We start from the raw sequence: 20,091 nt of genomic DNA on the forward strand, positions 1-20,091 counted from the left end.
GATGGCAGTCACCGAACACTACGGCCTGCAGAAACCGGACGAGGGGCGGAGCGTTGCCGATGAGTTCCCTACCTTGCGGCTTACCCTCGACCAGATCGATGCGCTCATTTGGGCGCTGAAGCAGGCGGTCGACGGCAAGGCCGCCGTCGACCATGCCCACACGATCGCCCAGGTGCTGGGACTATCGGCAGCGCTCGACGGCAAAATGCCGGCAGGCACGACATTCTCGCTCGATGATCTCAACGATGTCGACGGCGCGGCGATGGCGGCCCCCGGCTATATGTTGGTCAAGACGGCCAATGGCTGGTTACCATCATCGCCAGCTGCCGCCATCGGCGTGCACCAGCACCGGATGGTGGACATTGTCGGTCTGGCGGAAGCGCTTTTGGCAAAGCTGGATGCATCGGCCGTGTCGGCATTCGCGTCTACGCTGCTCGATGATGCTAACGCCGCTGCTGCCAGGGCAACCCTTGGCATCCCATGGGAACCGATCGGGGACGAGGTGAATGCCGCTGGACTAAGTGCCGTCTCCTTCCCTCTGCCGGCAGGTTATTCGGTGTTTCATTTCGAATTCAACGACGTCAATCTTAACAGCGAAACGTATGTTTCGGTGAGGACATCGACGGATAACGGAGCAAGCTACAATCTTGGGGCCGGTGACTATCGCTACCTAGCGAGTGGTGCGGTCACAGCCGGTCCGTCATTCGGCTACTCCGCTGGCGTACCGCAAATGTATCTCACTCCTCCTCTGCAGGCTAACAACGGTCGAGCGCTCGGAACGTACATGCTCGATCCCGGATCGGGCACGACATTGCCGACGTTTATCGGCACATCGTGCGCAGTTGGAGCAGATGGGACGGATCGTCTGTTCGAATTCGCCACGCGGCGCAATGCGGTTGCCCGAATCAACAGGTTCGCCGTGTTCTGTCTATCCGGCGCGTTCATCACCGGCAAATTCAGACTGTTCGGGAGACGCTGATGCGCATGTATCACAACGGAAAAACCTTCGACGTTGCTGCGGCGGATCTGGCCGCTATCGGATTGGGACCGGTTGAACACATCCCGACCGCCTCCGATGTTAACATCGAGCGAGACCGCCGCATCAGCGCCGGCACGACGTTCACGGTCGTAGGCTATGGCGGCATCCCTGTTACCGGCCGCGAACGTGACCAGATCGTGCTCGGCACCATGCTGCAGCGGGCTCAGGCACTGAAGGCATCCGGCAGTACCGCTGCCAGCCTTGTCCTACGCGACGCCGGGAATATCACCCATCAGCTCACGCCGGATCAGGCGATTGATCTCGTCTCCCAGGGCGTCGCCTGGATCGAGGCGACCATGCAGGTGAGCTGGGACATGAAGGATGGCGTCGGCGCGTTCGCCGATGGCATCCCGTCCGACTATACTGACGATCGGCATTGGTTCTAACTGACTGCGGCGCGGAAATGCGCCGCTGATCGTGCTCGCAGGCCGTAGTCTCCCCTACCCTTATCCAATCCTGATCGCCCGCCGTCTGGCGGGTTTCGTGCCCGTTCGCTCGCGCCGGGGGCAGGCGCATTCCCATGGAGTCCAGACAATGACCGCACCGGTATTCGGCATGCAGTTCACTCGTCCGGCCGACGAACCTGTACCGGTTCTCGGCGCGGATTTCTCGAAAATCTTGGTCATCGAAACGTCGGCCGACGCGTCCAATTCGGAGTATCCTATCGGCAGTCCGCGGCGGATTTCGTCGTCCAATACCGAGGCGGTCGCGGCGCTCGGCACGGGGCTGCTGGCTGATGCCGTGCGCGGTATCAACGATCAGCTGACCAGCGTCAACGCCGGGGCGGATGTTACGGTTTTGCGCATTGCCGAGGGTGCAAATGCGGGTGCAACAGCTGCAGCGATCGCCGAGGCGTGCGGCGATATCCCGACGATCCCGTCGGCCGTCAATGGTACGCCGCGCATCGTTGTCGCCGGTCGCACCGCATGGCGTCCTGACCTCGATACGGTCAATCCCGTCATTGCCGCGCTGCAGGTCAATCTCTCGAAAATTCTGGCGGTTGCTCCTGTCGATGTCGATGCCACGTCGGCGACCAATGCGATCGATGCGCGCGAAACCATGTCGTCGGAACGTCTGATCCCGATCGGCGTCGCGGCAAAGGTCTGGGAGGGCGAAAATGTCGTGGTGAGGCCGATGATGCCTCGTGTCGCCGGCCTGATGGCCCGCATTGACAACGAAAACAAGGGCAAGCCGTTCAATCCGATCGCCAACCAGCCTCTCTACGGGTTGGCCGGGCTTTCCCGCAAAATTCCGTTCAACATGCTGGATGGCTCCAACGAGGGGCAGCAGCTGCTGGAGTCAAATGTCTCGATCGTCGCCGAGGGCGAGGTCGGGGTCGATGGCGCAATCGCCGATGGCGGCTTCGTGTTCATCGGCACGGACAATGCAGCGACGGGCGAGCTTTGGGAACAGTTCCACCAGGTGCGCGGTGCAGATTACATCGTCGCCAAGATGATGCGGATCACGCGGCAGTTTCTTGGGCCGAAGATCTCGGCGGACTCGGCCGAGGCGTGGATCAACTCCATTGCCTTCATGCTTGGCGACCACCAGACGGACGGTGACATCCTCGGTTACACGCCGAAAAACCAGATGTTCAAGGCCTCCAAGAACAGCCCGGAAAACATCCGTCTGGGAACGCTGACACTGACCATCGGTATCGAGCCGGCGCCGTCGTTCCGGGTCGCAAACCATGAAATCCGCCGCTACCGCCCCGCCGTCGAGGGACTGGTGGCCGAGATCGTCGCGCGCCTCGACGCGGCGGCCTGATCTTTCTCTTCTCAAATCCAAGGAAACCCGCCATGCAGCCGTTGTATCTGCTGACTGCCGTCGATGCGCGCCGTGCCGAACAGGCCGGATCGTCGCGCGCCACGACCATCGCCAAACTGACCATTCCCTCGATCAAATTCCTCACCGTCAGCCACAGCGCCGGCGGCGGGGTGATGGGCGTCGATTATGCCCTGCCCCGCATCGAGCCGGTGGAGCCGGCGTTCTCGGTCAAGGGTATCGACGCCGATATCTTTACCGGTCTCGGCTCGCGCGAACGGTGGACATTCGCCGGCGCCTACCGCACCGATCGCGGCGCAACCGTGCCCGGCCGCTGCATCATCGAGGGGGCTATCGTCGAATGGGCGCCTGACGAAAGCGACCCCGCCGAATTCCAGGGCTGCAACCACGTCTTCAAGGAAGTCGTGCATTACGAGTTCAGCCTGAACGGCGAAGAACTCTGGTACATCGACGCCAATGAGCGCGTGATGCGCCGCAAGGGCATCGACCTGTTTGCGCAGACGCGCATCGCGCTCGGGGCGTAGTCGCTTCCTTATTCCACCAATGCGCCGATGGACTTTGCCGATGCCTTGGCAAGCGCGCATTGGTTTTCGGTCAGCGTCTTGTTGCTGCGCTTCAAGGTGTCCAGGTTAAAGTTGATCCTTGAAAGGGCGTCCGGAGAAAGCACGTTCTTGCTTTCAAGCCAGAGATTTAACGCCTTCGCATCCAAGCGCATCCCGCAGGTTTCTTCCGCATGAAGAAGCTCGGCGGCGCCATCCATCGCGCCTAGCTGTTCCAAGCTCCATCCTGCAGCGCATGCCGTCGTCGCGCTCAATCCGAGCGCGGCCGTCATCACTATTTCCCGAATTTTCACAAGCACTCCGTGAGGTAACCATGACCGACGTCATCAAATACACCCTGAAATCCCCTGTCAATCTCAGCTCCGGCGTGAAGCTGACCGAGGTAACACTGCGCGAACCCGAAGTCGGCGACATGATCGCCGTCGAGGATTCCGGCGGAGGTGAGACCGCTCGCGTCGCGCATCTGCTGGCGCGCATGTGCGACATGGACCGCGCCGATTTCGCCCTGATCAAGAGCCGTGACGCCCAGGCGATGAAGGCGAAGGCGGACAAGAAATGGGGAAACGAGGAACAGGATGGCGGCAACTCGCCGTCCTGATCTCCCACTATACCGCGACACCGCGGCCGGTCGTCGACCGATACACGCTGCGCGAGGCCGAGGCCGAGCGCGATGCCATCCATAAAGTCGTGAGAATGCTCCATGGGAACGCTCGTCAGTAATCTGGTCGTGCGGCTGACGGATATCGCCAGTGCGCCAGCCAAGGGCCTTGTGACGAGCCTTCGGCTTCTGCGCAACGAGGCCAAAGGCTTCAGCGCATTTCAGGCCTCGTCAGCCAGCGGCGTCATGGGAACGGTCAAGAGCCTGGTGCTGATGGGCACCGGCTATCTCGCCGTGACCGAAGGCTTGAATGGGACAGTCGGCGCCGCCATGCGTTTCGAAGACTCGATGTCCGACATCCGTAAGGTGATCGACTTCAAGTCGCCCAAGCAGTTCACCGACATGCGCAGCGACATCATCGACATGTCGCGCCGCCTGCCGATCGCGGCGGATGGCATTGCCGCCATCACCGCCGCCGCGGGTCAGGCCAATATTCCGATGGAGGACCTGAAGGCGTTCACCGAGATGACGGCCAAGGTTTCGACAGCGTGGGACATATCCGCCGGCGATACCGGCACTTCGCTCGCAAAAATGAAAACGTCATTGCAGTTGACCGTCAGCGAAACGGCATTGCTCGCCGACGCGATCAACCACCTCTCCAATGCGTCGGCCGCAAGTGCTCCCGATATTCTGAAATTCTCGCGGGGCATGGCGAGCGGAAAGCTGGCGGGCTTTGCCGCAAAGCAAACGCTCGCTTTCGGCGCGGCGATGATCGGTTCCGGTTTTGAGGCCGAGGTGGCGGAAACATCGTTCCAGAACATGACCAAGGCATTGACTGCCGGATCCAACGCGACGACGGGGCAGCGTACCGCCTATCGCAAGTTAGGCCTCGATGCCGTCAAGGTGTCGAAGGCAATGCAGAAGGATGCTGTCGGAACGACGCTCAAGGTGTTCGAGCAGCTGGGCAAGCTGCCCAAGCATCAGCAGGGGGCAATCGCCACGGCACTGTTCGGATCCGAGGCGCGGGCGCTGCCTTCGCTGATCGGCAATATGGGCGAATTGCGCCGCACCCTCGGCCTGGTCGCGGACGATACGGCCTATGCGGGATCGGCGGCCGCCGAATTCGAGCAGGCGTCCAAGCGCACCAGCAATACGCTGCAGCTGCTCAAGAACAATGTGTCGGCGATCGGTATCGGTCTCGGCGACATGGCCTTGCCGACAATCAACGAGTGGGCCGGCAAGCTGGCCGATACGTTGATGACGCTGGACCAGCGTGTGACGGTGTTCGACAAGATCGGCGCCGGCGTCAAGGGGTTCATGTCGGGGCTGGGTCTCAAGGGAGACGGGATCGGCGAGCAGTTCGGCAATCTCTATGACGGAATTTTTGGGCGTGTCGACAGCTTCGAGAAGGATACGGATCGTCTCGGGGCGTTGTTCCTCAAATTCAGCGACATGGGCAAGAGTGTCCAGGCGTTTGCCAATGACGTTTCGTCCTCCGTCGCTGGCATCGAGCAGTTCTTCAATCTCGATCCCGGCACGATCGTGGATACGCTGGGTTCTGTCGGATCGCTCGGGTTCAAGCTGGCGATTGCCTCGGTCGGGATCGGAATGGCGGCGGGTGCGCTGATGTCTTTGGGACGCGCTGTGATGTTCCTGTCCGGCGCCAGCCTGCTTGTCGGTGGCGCCAAGGGCATCGCCCGCCTGCTTGGCGCGGTTGCGGGTGGTTCGGCTGCGGCCGGCGCCGGTGCTGCTGCGGGTGGTGCGGCCACGGCTGCGGCTGGAGCTGGCGCGACAGGCGGTATCATGGCCGGCATGAAAAGCTTCGTCGCCCGTGGCGGCGTGGTGCTTGCGGGTCTCGCGAGCTGGGTCGGGATGGTACAATACGCCAAACACAAGCAGGAAACGGACCCTGCCTGGATCGAACGGCAGAAAAAAGCGGACCAGCACACGGAGCAGAACTTCCAGTGGCTCAAGGGGCTGTTGATCGGGCAAGGTGCGGATCCGAATTTCAGCTTCCGCGATCACATGGGGATCGATGTTGCTGCCGGCGACGGGTCTCGCCCGCCATCCGCTCTCGGGCCGTTCGCTGACCAGAAATCTTCCGGGCCGCAGCCGGTGACGTTGGCTGGTCCTGCGGCGGTGACCATTACCAATCCTCCTCCCCGGCCGAACATCAATGTCGATATGTCGGTCACGATCCACGAGGCGTCCAATGTGGACGCTATTGCCGGACAGCTCGGCCAGCGGATCCGCTCCGAGATGGAGGGCCTGCAGGCCGACACCAACGATGCGGGGTATTGATCGATGCTGTATCTTCTTGGAGCCGTAGCGGTCGATACCGCGCCGTTTTCGATCGACAGCATGGATCGCCAGTCCGGCGCATCCATCGCCGCCAAGCCGATCATAGGCGGGCGTCAGCGCAAGGAAAACACCGGAGAGGGTGAAGACGATATCACCATCTCCGGCACCATCCTTCCGTCGCGGATCGGCGGCCTGAGCGAACTGGAGACGCTGCACGGGATGCGGCGATCCGGCGCGCGCTTCCCGCTGATGCGGGGCGATGGCTATCGTTATGGCTGGTATGTCATCAACAAGATCACCGAACGCCACGAGCACCTGATGCGCGATGGCGTCGGTTTTACCGTGCAGCACTCCATTACCATGGAGCAGGCGGACCAGATCTCCGGAGACGGTCAGCAGGTGATTTCCGGGCTGCTTTCCCTTTTCAACGCGCTGGGGCTTTGACCATGCCGGAAACCGTCACCATCCGTGGCGAGGGTATCGCCCTCGACCTGTTGCTGCACCGTCGTTACGGCGTGCGCGGCCGCCAGCTGCTTGAGCAAACCTACGAACTCAATCCCGGACTGGCCTCGCTCGGCGATTACCTGCCGCTCGGCACGGTCATTGTCATTCCCGACCTGCCGGCAGCCTCAAGCACAACCCGTACCGTCATCACTCTGTTCGGATAATCATCATGGCCTGGTCCGTTGACTGGAGCGTGTCGATCGGCGGTGCCGATCGCAGCGAAGACATGCGTCCCTACCTCATCAATATCGAGGTCGCGGACAAGGAGGGCACGTCGAGCGATACCTGCTCGCTGACCTTCGACGATAGCGATGGCCAGCTGAAATTGCCGCCTGAAGGCGTGGCGATCGCCATCACACTCGACGGTTTTCCCGCATTCAATGGCACCGTCGACAAGGTGCGTTCGACGGGGTCGCGCGGCGGCGGGCGGGAGCTGAAGGTGACCGGAAAGGGCTTCGACAGCCGGGGAAAGGCCAAGGAGGGGCAGTCGTTTCATCGTGACGACGCGACGCTCAAGGAATTCCTCGAGGAGGCCGCCGAAAATGCCGGTTTCTCTCTTTCGATCGATCCGCAACTTGCATCGATCCGGCGCGACTATTGGGCCGCCGACAGCGAGAACTTCATGGCTCTCGGCGAACGGATCGCCCGTGAGGTCAATGGCACATTCAAACTGCGTGGCACGAAGGCGGTATTGGTCAAGCGCGGCGGTGACCAGTTGCCGCCGATCGCCGGCACGGTCGGTCCGGGCGGAAACGTCATCAGCTGGGATATTGCGCCGTTTACGGGTCGCGGGAAATTCACCCGCGCGGAAGTGCGCTGGTTCGATCGTGACGAGGCAAAGTTCAAGTCGACCGAGGTCGAGATTGAGGCCGACGACGATGCGCCCGATGTGGCGAACATCGTTCGTATGCCGGTCGGAGACGAGGAACAGGCGAAGCTTAGGGCCGAAGGTCGCAAGAGCGAGGCGGAACGGGAAGCCGGCGACGGCACTGTCGAACTCGACATTACTCCCGATGCGCAGGCGGAGTCGCCATTCACGCTGTCCGGCGCACGCCCTGGCGTCGACGGTACCTATCGTATCACTGACGTGAAGCACAAGGCGAACCGCAGCGGCGGCGCGACGACCTCGATCAGCATCAAGCAACCCGGCGCCGGGGTGGGCAAGGATACCCGCAAGAGCGGTTCTGCGCCTTCCGATCCCGACGATGGCGATCTCGCGCCTGTCCCCGGGCTTTCCTGACTGGCTGGCCAGATCGGTCGGTCCTGACTGCCGCTTCTGCGGCTCATCACAACATGGAGAACTATAATGGCGTATCGCAAGAAGACGACGCTCGGCGTCGTGCATGTGACGGCAACCCCGCCCGGCTGGAACAAGGGGGTGGCCGGCATTCGTGCCATCCACAAGGCGCAGGGCTGGTCAGATATCGGCTATAACGAAATCATCAATCCGGACGGGCGCGCGGAAATCGGCCGTGGCAAGCTGGCGGTTGGCGCGCATGTCGCGGGCTTCAATTCCATTTCCTACGGGATTTCGCTGGTTGGCGGCATCGATCGCAACGGCAAGCCCGACTTCTCGACGATTTCCGCCGCGCAGCTCGCGACGCTGGAGAAGCGCATGGGCGAACTGACGCGGGATTTTCCCGATATCCGTTGGTGCGGTCATCGGGATCTTTCGCCCGACCGGAACGGCAATGGCATCATTGAGCCGTTCGAACATATCAAGGCCTGCCCGACATTCGATGTCATTCCGTGGGCCGCCGCGCGCGGCCTGCCGGTCGCCGACATCAAGGGCGTGTGGAAGGTCGTGACGCTCTCGCCGGCGACGGCGCCCGTACTGGAAGGCCCGGACACTCGCATCGCCTATCTCCAGCGCCTTCTCACCCTCGCCGGTTACGTGCTCGGCCCCGTGGACGGCATCATCGGAGCCAAGACGCGTAAGGCGATCAAGGCTTACCAGCTGGCGTCTTCCCTGCCGGAAAGCGGCGAATTCGATGCCGCGACCGTATCGCGACTGCGCCAGACCTACGAAACGCCGATCGCGGCGTGATCCCCTCCTCACTGAACAAGGAAAAATCCCATGCGTATTACGTTCTCCGGGGTGGTTGCCACCCTCATCGTTCTCGGCATTGCTCTGTTCGTCGGCTGGCCCATGGTGAGCTACGCGGCCTCGGTCGCTCCTGATGCCTCCGCCTTTTCGTTCTGGCGGGATCTCTGGCCGATTTTCCAGCCGCTCGTTGCCCTGTTCGCCACGGTGTTCGTTCCGGGGCTGTTTGCCTGGGTGGCGGCGCGGCTGGTGGCGCTGCTCAAGATTTCCAGCGATGCCCAGCGGGCGGAGTATGAGCGGCAGTTGCGCGAGGCGCTGCATCAGTCCGCCGTCAATGCGCTCAATTTCGCCCTGACGAAATCCGGCCTGACGCCGGCGGCCGCGACGATCGGCCCCGGCCTGGTCAGCGAGGCCGTGCGCTATGTCGAGACCAAAAACCCCGAAGCCGTGAAGAAGCTCGGGGTAACGGGCGATGCCCTGCGCGACATCATCACCAGCAAGATCCCTATCGTTTTGCAGCGGTGAGGTGATCGCCATGAGGGACGGCTATACCGGAACAGGTATCTGGATCCGGATCCGGCATCGCTTCGGCACCCGCATGACAGAGTGGCTGATGGCTATGCACACCATCTGCCTGGGTTATGTGCTGCTCCTGCCCGGCCGGACATTCGATCAGCCCGCATGGACCGGGTTCCGCGAGCTGTTCCGCGACGAGGACGTGCTTGGCTGGTCTATGGTCCTGCTCGGCCTCGTTCGTCTCGGCGGCCTCGTCATCAATGGCGCGCGCGCGGACGTAACCCCGCATATCAGGCAGGTGTCGGCCGGGATCGGTTGTCTGATCTGGGTCGGCATCTCCTATTGCTATGCCTCATCCGGTGTCATCGACGCCTGGCTCGCCATCTACCCGCTCTTCGCGGTTGGGGAACTCGTCAACATCAATAGAGCCGCGCATGACCAGGGAGAGGCCCGTAATGGAACAGGTGGCTGATCTGCCTCCGCTGGCAGTCGTCGTGTTCGGCGCGACGCTCGCCATCATATTCGCCGTCCGGTTTCTCGGACTGTCGGCCGGACAGAATGCCGGTCCGGCAAAGAGCGCGGCGGCCGCGCAGGTTGCCGCCGTCATTGTCGATCCGGCCGCTCTCAACCGCGCATCGGCCGCTCTCGAGGCGCATACCTCCGCGACGCGCGAACTGACCGATGTCGGGCGCGAAATCGCAAAAATCCATGACCGCATGCTGATCGAACTGGATCGCACCCGCGAGGAATTGCGGCTCCAGCGAGAACTGCGGCGCGGCCTCTGAGGCTCGCATCCCACCAACTCTCTGAATAACCGGGGTTACGAAAATGACCGCTTATAAAACCGCGCCAGCGCTGGCGGACGGCTGGGAAAAGGTTTCGGCTCAACTGCAAAACGTCCTGATAACGCATAGCTGGGTCGATCCCGTGCATGTCTATGTCGGGACGGCTGCTCCCGACGCCGATAGCGCCTATCACGAATGCAGGGCCGGCATGCCGTTTTCCATGGCGGGCGTCTCCGGGCAGGATGTCTACATCCGGTCGAGCGTAGAGCGCCCGCTCCTGGTTGCCGTCACGGCGGCCTAGCCGATCAACCATCATCCGAAATCGAGGGAATGCCGACATGACGGCTATGACAAAAGGCGTCCTGTGCGCCGCAAATCAATGGACGCCACTCGCCACGGGCAAGGCGAAAGTTCTGGCGCTCATTCGCACACCGTCCGGCTCCGGATACATAAAGACCGGGGCCGACACCCCTCTCGGCGCTCCCGATCCCGACGCGGCCGAGGGCGACGCCACCTTCGATTTTTTCCCGATCGCCTGGCGTCAGCCGGTATCGCTCGCATTCGACGATGCCTCCACCAATCTCTACTTTTATCCCGACGGCGACGCGCCGGTCGCCGTCTCCGTCATCATGGAGTAAACCCCATGGGCTTTGTAAAATTCGGCGCCGGCGGTTTCGGCCTGGGCGGTTCCCCTGCTCTGGTGAGAGGTCGCGCCGCGATCGTCCCTCCATTCCTGACTGGAACCTTGATGGATACTCTCGAGGTGACGGTGTGGCCCGGCTCATATCCGTATGTCGTGAACGCCTATGGCCGTCAGATACAGGTTTCCGATGATGGCCTGACAGGTTGGGCAGACTTCGGTTCTGAAATGACCGGCACGACGGTCACCCTTTCCGGGGTGAACGGCAAGTTTATCCGCGTGGTAGAGACGGCGTTTGGCATCGGCAGGTCGGAAGCTTCGATCAGCGCGCCGGTCGGGCCCGTTGTCGATCTGGTGGAACTGCCGGCGCTGCCGATGGCTGCTGGCGCAAAGGTCATGAGCCTTGGCCACTCGTTTATCCAGCGGGGCGCATTCTCCAACAACATGGGCGTTCATTCATCGTGTGTTCGTGGGGCCATGTCGTGGGTTCGGCTTTGGGATCACCGGTTCAACACCGACATGTGGTACGACGCCTCGATAGCGTGGATGACCGGCGCCAATCAGATTGCGGGATCGCATTCCGGTGTCGCTGGCGACCACCTCGTCAAGGAGGGCAACGCGCCGGGCACAATCGAGCGAACGCCATGGATAGCTGCACGACAGCCGAACATCGTGCATCTCGACAATGGCACAAACGATATTTCCAGCGGCGACGGCGTCACCTCGGCGGCTCATGTCATCACCCGTCTCGACAGGCAGATGGCCATGCTTCGCAATGAGGGTATCTGGTGCGTCATCCAGACGATTACCGACCGGGGAGCGTGGCCGGAGGGTAGCGAAAAGGCCTTGATCGTCGCTGGCGTCAACGAGTGGATCAAGGCGCAGTCTGGCCGCGACGGCTTGCGGGTGCTCGATATCACCGGTCTCGGTTTCAATTATCCGACGTTTGATGCGTCACTGTTCGGCTCGGACATTCTTCATCCCAACCCCAAGGGCGGCAAGGCCATAGCGTCGGCGTTGCTGCCGATCCTGCAGGAGATGGTGGAACCCGGTGAGACCTGGAACCTCGATCCCGCTGACGGCAATATCTGGCCATCGAACGGGTTGCTGGGCACGACGGGAACCATCTCGGCCACCTATGGTTCCGGGCAGGTGGCGACTGGTCACCGCGTCACGCGCAACTCGGGTTCGGCGGTCGCGGCTGTCTGCTCGAAAGAAGTCGTCGATGGCACCTACGAAAAGCAGGTGATCCAGTTCACCTCGATCGGCGGTGGCGCGCGCGGTGAAAACTGGCGGTTCGTCTACGGGTCCGCCGCCACGCTGCTGTCGGCGCTTGGACTGGTCGAGGGCGACTGGTTTGAAATGCTGATGTATCTCGAATTTTCCGCATCTCCCCTCTGGAACAGCATCAGCCTGCAGGCCGAACTTTACCAGTCGACGACGCTCAGGATCTCCTCCGGTACCGGGTTCATCAATCCCGATGACGGAACTCAGGACCTGCCGCTGTCGGACGGTTGGTCTGGCTGGTTGAGGATGATGCCCACGCTGGTGCAGGGCGGCGTGGACCGTTTCCGCCTCGACAGCCGTCCTCTCTCGATCGACATCAACGCGACCGCGCCCGGGACTGGTGTCCTGAAGATCTCGAAACCGATTATCCGCAAATGCACCGATCCACGGCCGGCGTGGAATTTGGCGGCATAGCGACCGGATGCCGGGGTCATCAATGATCGTTCCGGCGACGTCGTGAACCTCTTCAGGATACTGCAGCGGCACTACCATGCAATTCATGGATATGATCAAGTTCCAGATCACGAGCGGGAGGGAATTCGAAGGGCTGCGGGCATGCGATCCTTCAAGGTGGCGTTTGCGGAAGGGGCGACATCCTACGCTAAGCCGGCCACCTTGGCTAACTCCGCCATTGCCCGTGTTGTCGATCGAAGCTGTTCATCGCCCATGTAGCGGGAGAGCTCCGCTTTGGCCGATTTCCAGACGGGAAAGGCATCTAACATGAGGCGACGCCCAGAACGGGTCAAGTTTAGCCGCTTTCCTGCGCGGCCACGTCCACCTTCAGCGCGGACCAAACCTCGCGCCTCCAGGTTCTGAACATTTCGGCTGAGAGTAGTCGCATCGACCCCTGCGCTGACCGCAAGATCAACGAGTGTAGCTCCCTCGGCCGCTCCGATCCCGACCAAGAGGCTGAATTGCTCGGCCGTCAGCCCGAGCGGCTTGAAGCAGGCGTTGTAATAGCGCGTGACCGCACGCGCCGTCGCACGAGCCTGAAAGCCTGGGCATTCCGCTGCGACGCCCTTCAAAAATTCTGGATCAAACCCGCTCACGTCTGCACCCTCGACAACCCAGTGTGAGCATAATAATGTATATGCATTATTTGGCAACATTTGGAGATGTACCATGCCAGCGTACGTGCATATCAATCTGCGTGTCATCGATCCCGCCAAGCAAGCAGCGCTCGCTCCTCGCTTTCAGGCGGCTCTACAAGAGGCGGGCGGGCGGATCCTGCACTTCGGTCCTGTTGCGCAGGTTCTAGAAGGCGACAGGGCGCCTCTCCCAATGGCTGGCGTGTTTGAGTTTCCGACCCTGGCTCAAGCGCTAGCCTTCTACAATTCCGAGAAATACGCACCGATCAAGGCCGAACGCCGGGAGGCTCAGCAAGCGAGGATGTTCGTTGTCGAAACCGGCTGAAGCCCCGCGTCAAACGATCCAGTATGGCGAGTTGCACCCGCATCGCTCGCTTCGCGTCGACACCCGTCGTGCCCATGCTCGAAAGACGCGTTGATTTACCGCGTCTTTAAGCCAAGTCCCATCCAATTCGAGATCACGAGCGACATGAGAGCCAGCCTTCTGGCCTAGCTGGAACGGCGAGGCGGCTCGGTCGAGGCTATGTATTGCCCAGCCGAGTCGATCACGCAAAACGCATGAGCATGAGGTAGTATGCACGCCTCGTTGACGAGTGGGGGACCGCGATCGGTCTGCGTCCTGAGGAATATGGAACTCACTCGCTTCGTCGCACGAAGGCATTGATGATCTACAGGGCGACAGGTCATATCCGTGCGATCCAGATATTGCTCGGTCATTCCAAGATCGAAAACACGGTCCGATACCTTGGTGTCGACGTGGAGGATGCGCTGCTCCTGGCGGAGCGAACCGAAATCTGAATTCAAGCGATTATCCGCCTCACCGCGGATGACCGCTTCGATGCGCAGGATATGCTGTTTGCCTGTCGGTATTGGGTGGAAACCGGACCGATGACTTTTGGAAGCATATGGCGGATAGCTGCCACTCTTCCGATAACGTCAAGAAGGAGCATCTCGCTTGTACCGCGCGCACATTCTGGGAGACACCAGACTATGATCATCAGACCTGTAGAGCCGCGCGATCTACCTGCCCTACGAGAGCTGTTCCGAGTATCTCGGCACGCAGCATTTCATTGGGAGACGCCTTCCTCGTATGATCTTGGTGACTTTGACCGCGAGACCGAAGGCGAGTTGCAAATAGTCGCCATCGATGGAGCGGAACCCTTAGGGTTCATCTCCGTCTGGGAGCCCGACAATTTCATTCATCACCTGCATGTCGATCCACGCCAATCGCGGAGGGGGATCGGTAGGGCGCTACTGTCAGCATTGCCGGGCTGGAAGGTGACACGCTATCGGCTCAAATGCGTGTCCGCAAACGAAGCGGCACTCGCCTTCTACCGTTCACAAGGCTTCATCCGGGTTGGCGAAGGACAAGCTGATGGTCAAGATTACCTATTGCTCGAGTCTACTGCCGAGTGAATGGTGCAGGGGGTGCGACCGCGAAATGGCGTCCGCTTTCCTGCGCTTATGCGCCATGACGATAGTCGCCCAAACCGGTCATTGGGGGCCGGATGCCAAGGTGCAGCTTTGCGCCTTTATTCCCGTCGTTCAAGTGGTCATGGCGATCGACCACAAGCTGCCATTCAGCAGCGCTGTTTCGCCGCTTTAGGGGTGCCGAAGTCGTCACGATTTGATTGCGCTCAACCCAGAAGATGTCTTGGCAAAGTTCTCCACATTTGATTTGTAGTCGTGGGGGATAGGACCATGATTAAAGATATGACATTTCAGGCGAACCTGGTCCGAAGGGTTCAGAATTACGCCCTCGGATCTTCGACGCCCTCGAATTCGCTCCTGCCGTTGTGGGAGGCCATCTACAATTCGCTGCACGCCATTCAGGATCGCTACGGCGAGAAATGGACGGAGCATGGTGAGATCGCCATTTCTCTTATCGATCCCGAATCCGATAATCCTTCCATTGAGATACGGGACAATGGAATTGGCTTGAACAAGGATAATTTCATTTCGTTCATGACCTACGATAGCGGTCACAAGGTCATGCGGGGAGGCAAAGGCCTTGGGCGCCTATCCTGGTTGAAAGTGTTCGCTGAAGCACACGTAATCAGCATCTTCGAGCAGGAAGGGAAACTATTCCAGCGTTCCTTCACGTTGGTTCTAAATAACGACGTGCCCCTATCGGGCTACACCCTCGTTGAAACCAAAGGTGTTGATCCCGGGACGACAGTGGTGCTCCGGCGCATGAAGTCTGCATATGCCAAGCATTTTCCCACGAAATTTGACACGACAGTCCGCAAAGTCGTCGCTCATTTTCTTCCCTATCTGATTTCCTCCGCTCGCCCGAAGATTACAATCGAAGGCACCAGCGAGTCGATTGAGCTCGGCGCCTATCTGAAGGAAAAGGAACTGGCTCTGAGCGCCATTCCCTTGGTCATAAACGACGATATCTCCCTGCAACTCGACCACAACTTGCTTGAAAAGTCGGTCGTTGAAGGGAAAGCTGCACACAAAATTTATCTGGCTGCGCATGGCCGCGTGGTCGCAGAATTTGATATCGGGCTTGCATTGGGCCTCGTCACCTACATTGATAGGGAGAAGGCTTCTTACGCTTACGCGGGTGTACTTTCGGGGCAAATTCTAGATGATTCAGTTAATTCTGAGCGAACGGCGTTCGACTTGGATGCGGAACTGCTCGACACTATTAAACGAAAAACTTTCGACGCAATCCGAAACGTCCTCTCCGCGTCCATCGAGCGGGTGATTCAGAAACAGGCTGATATTACGAAGTCTGTCATCAAGAAATATCCGCGGTATGCCTACTTGGTTGATGATCCTAAAGGCTTCGTCGTGTCGAGCGTCCCACGAAATTTCCGCACGGCTGAACAGATTTACCAGCAACTCGCGATCATGGATTACCGCGACAACCGCGATATTGAGCGTAAGGTCGAAGTACTGTCCAGGACCGAGCCAAAGGAAGAGGACCCAGTCGAAACCGGCGTGGCAGAGCTATTGGGTCGGCTTACCGAACACGAATTTTCCGTGCTAGCTGATTACACTGTCCGGCGCAAAATCGTGCTCGATCTATTGGAAAAGCGCCTGCAGTACAAACCAGACGGAACGATGAAGCACCATTCTGAAGAGGCGCTGCACAGCTTCATCGTGCCGATGCGTGTCACGAACAAAGACGTCCATGTCGACAAGCACAACCTTTGGATCGTGGATGATAAGCTCACGTATTACGAATACTGGGCGTCGGACAAAGCTCTCAAGAAGGTCGTAAGCGAGCAGACTTCTTCAGATCGCCCGGATGTGCTGTTATTCGCGGGAAGGTCAGCCTACCATCGTCCGGGCACCGATCAGCCGGTGGTTATCGTGGAATTCAAGAAACCAGTTCGCAACGAATATGACGAGGAGGAAAACCCATTCGTCCAAATTTACAGCTACATCGAAGACCTTCAAAACGGCAAAATCCTCGACAAGGACGGGGGTCAGATTCAGGAAGTGACGGCCGATACGCCGTTCTTCTGCTATGTCATCGCTGACTTCACCCCCAATATGCGCAAGTGGCTCAGGCTTGCACAGATCAATGTGCCGTTGCCTGGCGGTGGGGGTTTCTATGGATACAACTCGGATTACCGCGCCTTTGTGCAAGCGCTGAGCTATAAGTACGTGCTTAAGGATGCACGGCTTCGGAACGAAGCTTTTTTCAAGCAGCTAAAGATTTAGTCGCTTGTCAAGCGGGGGTGTGCCGGTGGACAACCATGAGGTTGGCGGAACGGACAGAGGATCGATTCGACAGGTGGGGCCTTGCGGGGTCCGCGCTCCTTCATATCCTTGTGGGCGTTTTCGTACTGCTTTTGCCCGCCGCGCCGAAACAGGCCGAGCCGCAGGAGCAGAGCATAGAGGTGGAAATCGTGACCCTTCCACCTCCCCGAACCGATCAACAGGCGAAGCCGGCGCGGCAACTTGATCTTCCTCCTAAACGGCAGGGCGAGGACTTGCCGGCGGACACGCCCGAGACGGCGTTAAAGACACCAGCAATTCCAGAGGCGGTCCCGGACGAGGTTCATCGTCGTGATGAAACGCCAACCGTGGTGAAGCCGTTGCGCATGTTGTCGGAGAAGGTGCTGGACGATCCAAGAAGCCGAAATGCCAGACAAGAGCTTGCGATGCTCAGGCCCGCGGATCAGATCGAACAACTATGCAATTTGGAAGCTATGGCTCAGGTCGGAGCGTGGAGCGAAGAGTATCAGCCTGATCGCGTTGTAGCCTATGCGATGGACGACCCGAAACTATCGGGAAACTCCTTTTCGGCAGAGGGGGCGGCTCTGCACAGCAAGCGAGATTGGTATAGGTTGCAATTCAAATGTGACCTCACCCCAGACCATAAGAAGGTTGCGGCCTTTGAATTTCTCATGGGCGATCCGATCCCGAAGGAAGATTGGGCCGAGCATAGTCTTCCCACCGAAGATAAGCCGCTTGATTAGGGCGGTTGGTATGGGCCGATCGTGAACTCACCGCATTCACATCGTTCTTCTGTGGGTTGGACACGTTACTCGGCATCCTTGGCCGCTTGTTTTGAACCCTTTGATGACAGCTTGAAGCTGGCACCTGCAGGCCCGACATTCACTTCCGGTCCCAGGCCCATTATTGCTCCGAGGGCCGTGAGTGCGTTTGGATCGTCCGCCTTCTTCCCCGATGCGAATAGTCCATGTGTAGCACCCTCGACCCATCGTTCTGGAAGTGTCGCGCCCTCCTTTGTGGTCATTTCCATGGCTGTTTCGATAACCCAACTCGCACGATTGATGTCCATTCCGTACCGCTGTAGTTCCCGTTGGACGTGAATATCTTCGTCGTACGACCGGCGGAGCATGCTGACCAGGTATGCAGCGAAACCTATGCAGACAGCAGTCAGAAGAATACCTCTGGCAGCAAGCATCCAAAGCATGGGAGACGAAATCTGTGAGGCACCGCCGTTGGCAAGGTTCGCGCTTGATATAAATGACTGAAAGGTCTCATAAGCAAAGAGACCTGAGCCCATCGAGGCGATCAGGCATATCAGCATCACCATCACGAGCTTGAGCGAGCCAAATCCGGAGCTGACAGGACGCTTCAAGATATCCTGAACCTGGTTGCTAATGTCTTCCCGGAGCTTACGGCGTGCGCGGAGATGGTCGGAAAGATCGAATTCCTTCAGCCTTTCGTCCAGCGCAACTCTCTCCTTTGCAATGCGTTCTAGGCTGCCCTTCTCGTTCGCGGAGATCTCAAGCTCCCGGTTGAGCGCAGCTTCTTCAAAAGTCGTCTTGCGGAGAGCGTCTTGCTCCTCCAGGGTTCTCCGGAGATCGAGTGCATCGGCAATCATCTTGTCGTGAAGTGCCTTTAGGGACGCGATTTCCTGCTCAAGCAACCCAAGCGCCGACTTGTCGGCGTCCGCCGGAATATCTGGCGACGGAAGCTTCATCTTCTGCCGCACAAAATCTGCAAACTCGATAACTTCTAAGGTTTCCGGCTGTGGACTTGAACCGTAATTGATGGTCACGGTGTCGTAGTGGATGCGCTCCGGTATGTCGCTGTTACGCTTGATGTCGAGTGTGAATTTGTGGGATTTGGTGTTAATCCCCGCCTCAGTGAGAAGATAGGTGGTTTCCTTCCTTTCCTTTAGCTTCTCGATTTCCGGATCTTTCAAGTTCAATCCGCTATACTGAATAGAGCGGTGCTCCATTCCGTACTTCTCCTGCACGGCCTCAATAATCGCCACAATGGTCTTGTCGGGCATTTTGCCGACAAGGAAAGAAGTCGCAGCCATGGCGTTTCCTCCAGAGGTATTACCTCACCTTAGTCGGTGCTTTTCGGTAGAGTAACGGTGCGGCCACTATTTCTAGAAGTTGTGCACAAAAAAGGGGCTCCTGTGGGGCCAACCAAGCTACGGCAGCTATCTGCGTCCGACATAAAGAAGCTACGGTCGTCTGGACGTTGCCGGCCGTGATGTGACGGCTCTTGAAGTTACGGCCCCGACAGCGGACAGTGCGCCTCCGGCCCCAGTCGAGCCAATAGCTCCGCCGGAAGATCAATCTAGCTGGCCAGCCGGTCCCAGTAGGGTGGGTTGCCGAAGCTCCGCTGCAAGCTGTCGGCCAGTGCGCGGATTTTCGCCGAGGCGCCATGATCGCGGGGGTAAGTTATGAAAAGCTCTGCGCCCTCGGCCCGTGCGCCGACGTCGATCGGCACCAACACTCCGCTTTTTACGGCTTCATGGATGAAGAAGGTCGGCAGTAACGTGATTCCGAGGCCCGCCATCGCCGCCTCCCTCATGACCAGGCCATTGTTGACCCGGAGCGCGGCCTTCGGCCGGACGACTTGCCAGCCATGCTCGGTCGAGAAGCGCCAATCGCCCTCGCGCATCGAATAGAGGATGCCGCAATGATGCTGCAGCTCGTCTATCGACGCCGGATGCCCTTTCCGTTCCAGATAGGCGGGGGAGGCGACGAGCAATCGGCGGCTCGTCGCCAGGCGCCGGGCAATGAGCCGGCTGTCGCCGATCACGCCGTGCCGAAGGACTGCGTCGAACCCACCGGCGGCCGCATCGACGAACCGGTCGTCCAGCTCCACCGAGACTTCGATCTGGGGATGCTCCTGGATGAATTTGGTGAGCGCCGGCGCCAGATGGAGGATCCCGAAGCTGACCGGTGCAGATAGTCTCAGCGGGCCCGCGAGCTTCCCGCTCCGCGCCGCCAGTTCGGCGGCAGCTTCGTCGGCCTCGCGAAGGATGCGCTGAGCGCGCGGCAGGAAGGTTTGCCCATTCTCCGTCAGGGAAAGCTTGCGCGTCGTCCGCTGGATCAGCTTGGTGCCGAGAATACGTTCCAATTCGGCCAGGCGCTCGCTGACTACGGACTTGGCCAGGCCGAGCCGTCTTGAGGCTGCGCTGATCGATCCTGCCTCGGCGGTGGCAACGAAAGCGGCAATCCCGTCAAACTTCATCATTGTTCGGAAATTCC

24 protein-coding genes and 2 pseudogenes are annotated in these 20,091 nt (G+C 59.7%); 22 read left to right on the forward strand and 4 right to left on the reverse strand.

Annotated features, from left to right (window positions below; genetic code table 11):
* The first annotated feature begins 1 nt into the window (after position 1).
* The 4 genes from NBH21_RS12845 to NBH21_RS12860 all read left to right on the forward strand — a co-directional run bounded on the left by NBH21_RS12845 (position 2) and on the right by NBH21_RS12860 (position 3,348).
* Positions 2-979: a phage tail repeat domain-containing protein gene (locus NBH21_RS12845; protein WP_250913327.1), complete on the forward strand. Its 978-nt coding sequence runs from the start codon at positions 2-4 to the stop codon at positions 977-979.
* Positions 979-1,425: a DUF4376 domain-containing protein gene (locus NBH21_RS12850; protein WP_250913326.1), complete on the forward strand. Its 447-nt coding sequence runs from the start codon at positions 979-981 to the stop codon at positions 1,423-1,425. The genes NBH21_RS12845 and NBH21_RS12850 overlap by 1 nt, the downstream gene beginning before the upstream one ends.
* A 148-nt stretch (positions 1,426-1,573) precedes the next feature.
* Positions 1,574-2,806, forward strand: coding sequence for a phage tail sheath protein (locus tag NBH21_RS12855; RefSeq protein WP_250913325.1), 1,233 nt, complete (start codon positions 1,574-1,576; stop codon positions 2,804-2,806).
* A 32-nt stretch (positions 2,807-2,838) separates the two neighbouring features.
* Positions 2,839-3,348: a phage major tail tube protein gene (locus NBH21_RS12860; protein ID WP_250913324.1), complete on the forward strand. Its 510-nt coding sequence runs from the start codon at positions 2,839-2,841 to the stop codon at positions 3,346-3,348.
* A gap of 8 nt (positions 3,349-3,356) precedes the next feature.
* Here the strand turns inward: NBH21_RS12860 and NBH21_RS12865 are convergent, their stop codons facing one another.
* The gene (locus NBH21_RS12865) at positions 3,357-3,656 is read right to left on the reverse strand and encodes a hypothetical protein (protein WP_250913323.1); all 300 of its coding nucleotides are present in this window, start codon (positions 3,654-3,656) and stop codon (positions 3,357-3,359) included.
* Positions 3,657-3,697: 41 nt separating this feature from the next.
* Between NBH21_RS12865 and NBH21_RS12870 the strand changes: the two genes are divergently transcribed.
* The 13 genes and pseudogenes from NBH21_RS12870 to NBH21_RS12930 form a co-directional block, all read left to right on the forward strand.
* Positions 3,698-3,982 (forward strand): phage tail assembly protein, encoded by a 285-nt coding sequence (locus NBH21_RS12870; protein ID WP_250913322.1) that lies wholly within the window; start codon positions 3,698-3,700, stop codon positions 3,980-3,982.
* Positions 3,983-4,084: 102 nt separating this feature from the next.
* Positions 4,085-6,283: a phage tail tape measure protein gene (locus NBH21_RS12875; protein WP_250913321.1), complete on the forward strand. Its 2,199-nt coding sequence runs from the start codon at positions 4,085-4,087 to the stop codon at positions 6,281-6,283.
* A gap of 3 nt (positions 6,284-6,286) precedes the next feature.
* Positions 6,287-6,727, forward strand: coding sequence for a phage tail protein (locus tag NBH21_RS12880; protein WP_250913320.1), 441 nt, complete (start codon positions 6,287-6,289; stop codon positions 6,725-6,727).
* A 2-nt stretch (positions 6,728-6,729) separates the two neighbouring features.
* Positions 6,730-6,951 carry a tail protein X gene (locus NBH21_RS12885; RefSeq protein WP_250913319.1) on the forward strand — a complete coding sequence of 74 codons (222 nt, stop codon included), beginning with the start codon at positions 6,730-6,732 and terminating at the stop codon, positions 6,949-6,951.
* A 5-nt stretch (positions 6,952-6,956) separates the two neighbouring features.
* On the forward strand, positions 6,957-8,027 hold the full coding sequence (locus NBH21_RS12890) for a phage late control D family protein (RefSeq protein ID WP_250913318.1): 1,071 nt from the start codon (positions 6,957-6,959) through the stop codon (positions 8,025-8,027).
* Positions 8,028-8,093: 66 nt separating this feature from the next.
* The gene (locus NBH21_RS12895; protein ID WP_250913317.1) at positions 8,094-8,834 is read left to right on the forward strand and encodes a peptidoglycan recognition protein family protein; all 741 of its coding nucleotides are present in this window, start codon (positions 8,094-8,096) and stop codon (positions 8,832-8,834) included.
* A gap of 30 nt (positions 8,835-8,864) precedes the next feature.
* Positions 8,865-9,356, forward strand: coding sequence for a hypothetical protein (locus tag NBH21_RS12900; protein WP_250913316.1), 492 nt, complete (start codon positions 8,865-8,867; stop codon positions 9,354-9,356).
* Between the two features lie 10 nt (positions 9,357-9,366).
* Complete coding sequence (locus tag NBH21_RS12905) at positions 9,367-9,819, forward strand: hypothetical protein (RefSeq protein ID WP_250913315.1); 453 nt, start codon at positions 9,367-9,369, stop codon at positions 9,817-9,819.
* Positions 9,803-10,132, forward strand: a complete 330-nt coding sequence (locus tag NBH21_RS12910) for a hypothetical protein (RefSeq protein ID WP_250913314.1) — start codon at positions 9,803-9,805, stop codon at positions 10,130-10,132. The genes NBH21_RS12905 and NBH21_RS12910 overlap by 17 nt, the downstream gene beginning before the upstream one ends.
* 43 nt (positions 10,133-10,175) lie before the next feature.
* Positions 10,176-10,433, forward strand: coding sequence for a hypothetical protein (locus NBH21_RS12915; RefSeq protein ID WP_250913313.1), 258 nt, complete (start codon positions 10,176-10,178; stop codon positions 10,431-10,433).
* A gap of 37 nt (positions 10,434-10,470) precedes the next feature.
* Positions 10,471-10,770: a hypothetical protein gene (locus tag NBH21_RS12920; RefSeq protein WP_250913312.1), complete on the forward strand. Its 300-nt coding sequence runs from the start codon at positions 10,471-10,473 to the stop codon at positions 10,768-10,770.
* A gap of 5 nt (positions 10,771-10,775) precedes the next feature.
* A complete protein-coding gene (locus tag NBH21_RS12925) occupies positions 10,776-12,473 on the forward strand; it encodes an SGNH/GDSL hydrolase family protein (protein WP_250913311.1) in 1,698 nt (565 codons plus the stop codon).
* Between the two features lie 18 nt (positions 12,474-12,491).
* A pseudogene (locus NBH21_RS12930) lies at positions 12,492-12,627 on the forward strand (DNA adenine methylase); the annotation flags it as partial.
* A 28-nt stretch (positions 12,628-12,655) separates the two neighbouring features.
* Here NBH21_RS12930 and NBH21_RS12935 read toward each other — a convergent pair.
* Entirely contained in the window at positions 12,656-13,108 is a 453-nt protein-coding gene (locus NBH21_RS12935) for a MarR family winged helix-turn-helix transcriptional regulator (RefSeq protein WP_250913310.1), read from the reverse strand.
* A gap of 73 nt (positions 13,109-13,181) precedes the next feature.
* On the opposite strand from NBH21_RS12935, the gene NBH21_RS12940 reads away from it, so the two are divergent.
* From NBH21_RS12940 to NBH21_RS12960, 5 genes and pseudogenes are all read left to right on the forward strand, one after another.
* Entirely contained in the window at positions 13,182-13,472 is a 291-nt protein-coding gene (locus NBH21_RS12940; RefSeq protein WP_250913309.1) for a DUF1330 domain-containing protein, read from the forward strand.
* A gap of 117 nt (positions 13,473-13,589) precedes the next feature.
* Positions 13,590-13,945 (forward strand): annotated as a pseudogene (locus NBH21_RS12945) (tyrosine-type recombinase/integrase); the annotation flags it as partial.
* A 192-nt stretch (positions 13,946-14,137) separates the two neighbouring features.
* A complete protein-coding gene (locus NBH21_RS12950) occupies positions 14,138-14,563 on the forward strand; it encodes a GNAT family N-acetyltransferase (RefSeq protein ID WP_250913308.1) in 426 nt (141 codons plus the stop codon).
* A 285-nt stretch (positions 14,564-14,848) separates the two neighbouring features.
* Entirely contained in the window at positions 14,849-16,825 is a 1,977-nt protein-coding gene (locus tag NBH21_RS12955) for an ATP-binding protein (protein ID WP_250913307.1), read from the forward strand.
* A 35-nt stretch (positions 16,826-16,860) separates the two neighbouring features.
* Positions 16,861-17,586, forward strand: coding sequence for a DUF930 domain-containing protein (locus NBH21_RS12960; RefSeq protein ID WP_250913306.1), 726 nt, complete (start codon positions 16,861-16,863; stop codon positions 17,584-17,586).
* A gap of 65 nt (positions 17,587-17,651) precedes the next feature.
* On the opposite strand, the gene NBH21_RS12965 is transcribed toward NBH21_RS12960, so the two are convergent.
* Together NBH21_RS12965 and NBH21_RS12970 are read right to left on the reverse strand one after the other, a co-directional pair.
* Positions 17,652-18,905 (reverse strand): hypothetical protein, encoded by a 1,254-nt coding sequence (locus NBH21_RS12965; protein ID WP_250913305.1) that lies wholly within the window; start codon positions 18,903-18,905, stop codon positions 17,652-17,654.
* 266 nt (positions 18,906-19,171) lie between these two features.
* A complete protein-coding gene (locus tag NBH21_RS12970; protein WP_250913304.1) occupies positions 19,172-20,077 on the reverse strand; it encodes a LysR family transcriptional regulator in 906 nt (301 codons plus the stop codon).
* Positions 20,078-20,091 lie beyond the last annotated feature (14 nt).

It is taken from the genome of Ciceribacter sichuanensis (assembly GCF_024055605.1).
GTDB classification, from domain to species: domain Bacteria; phylum Pseudomonadota; class Alphaproteobacteria; order Rhizobiales; family Rhizobiaceae; genus Allorhizobium; species Allorhizobium sichuanense.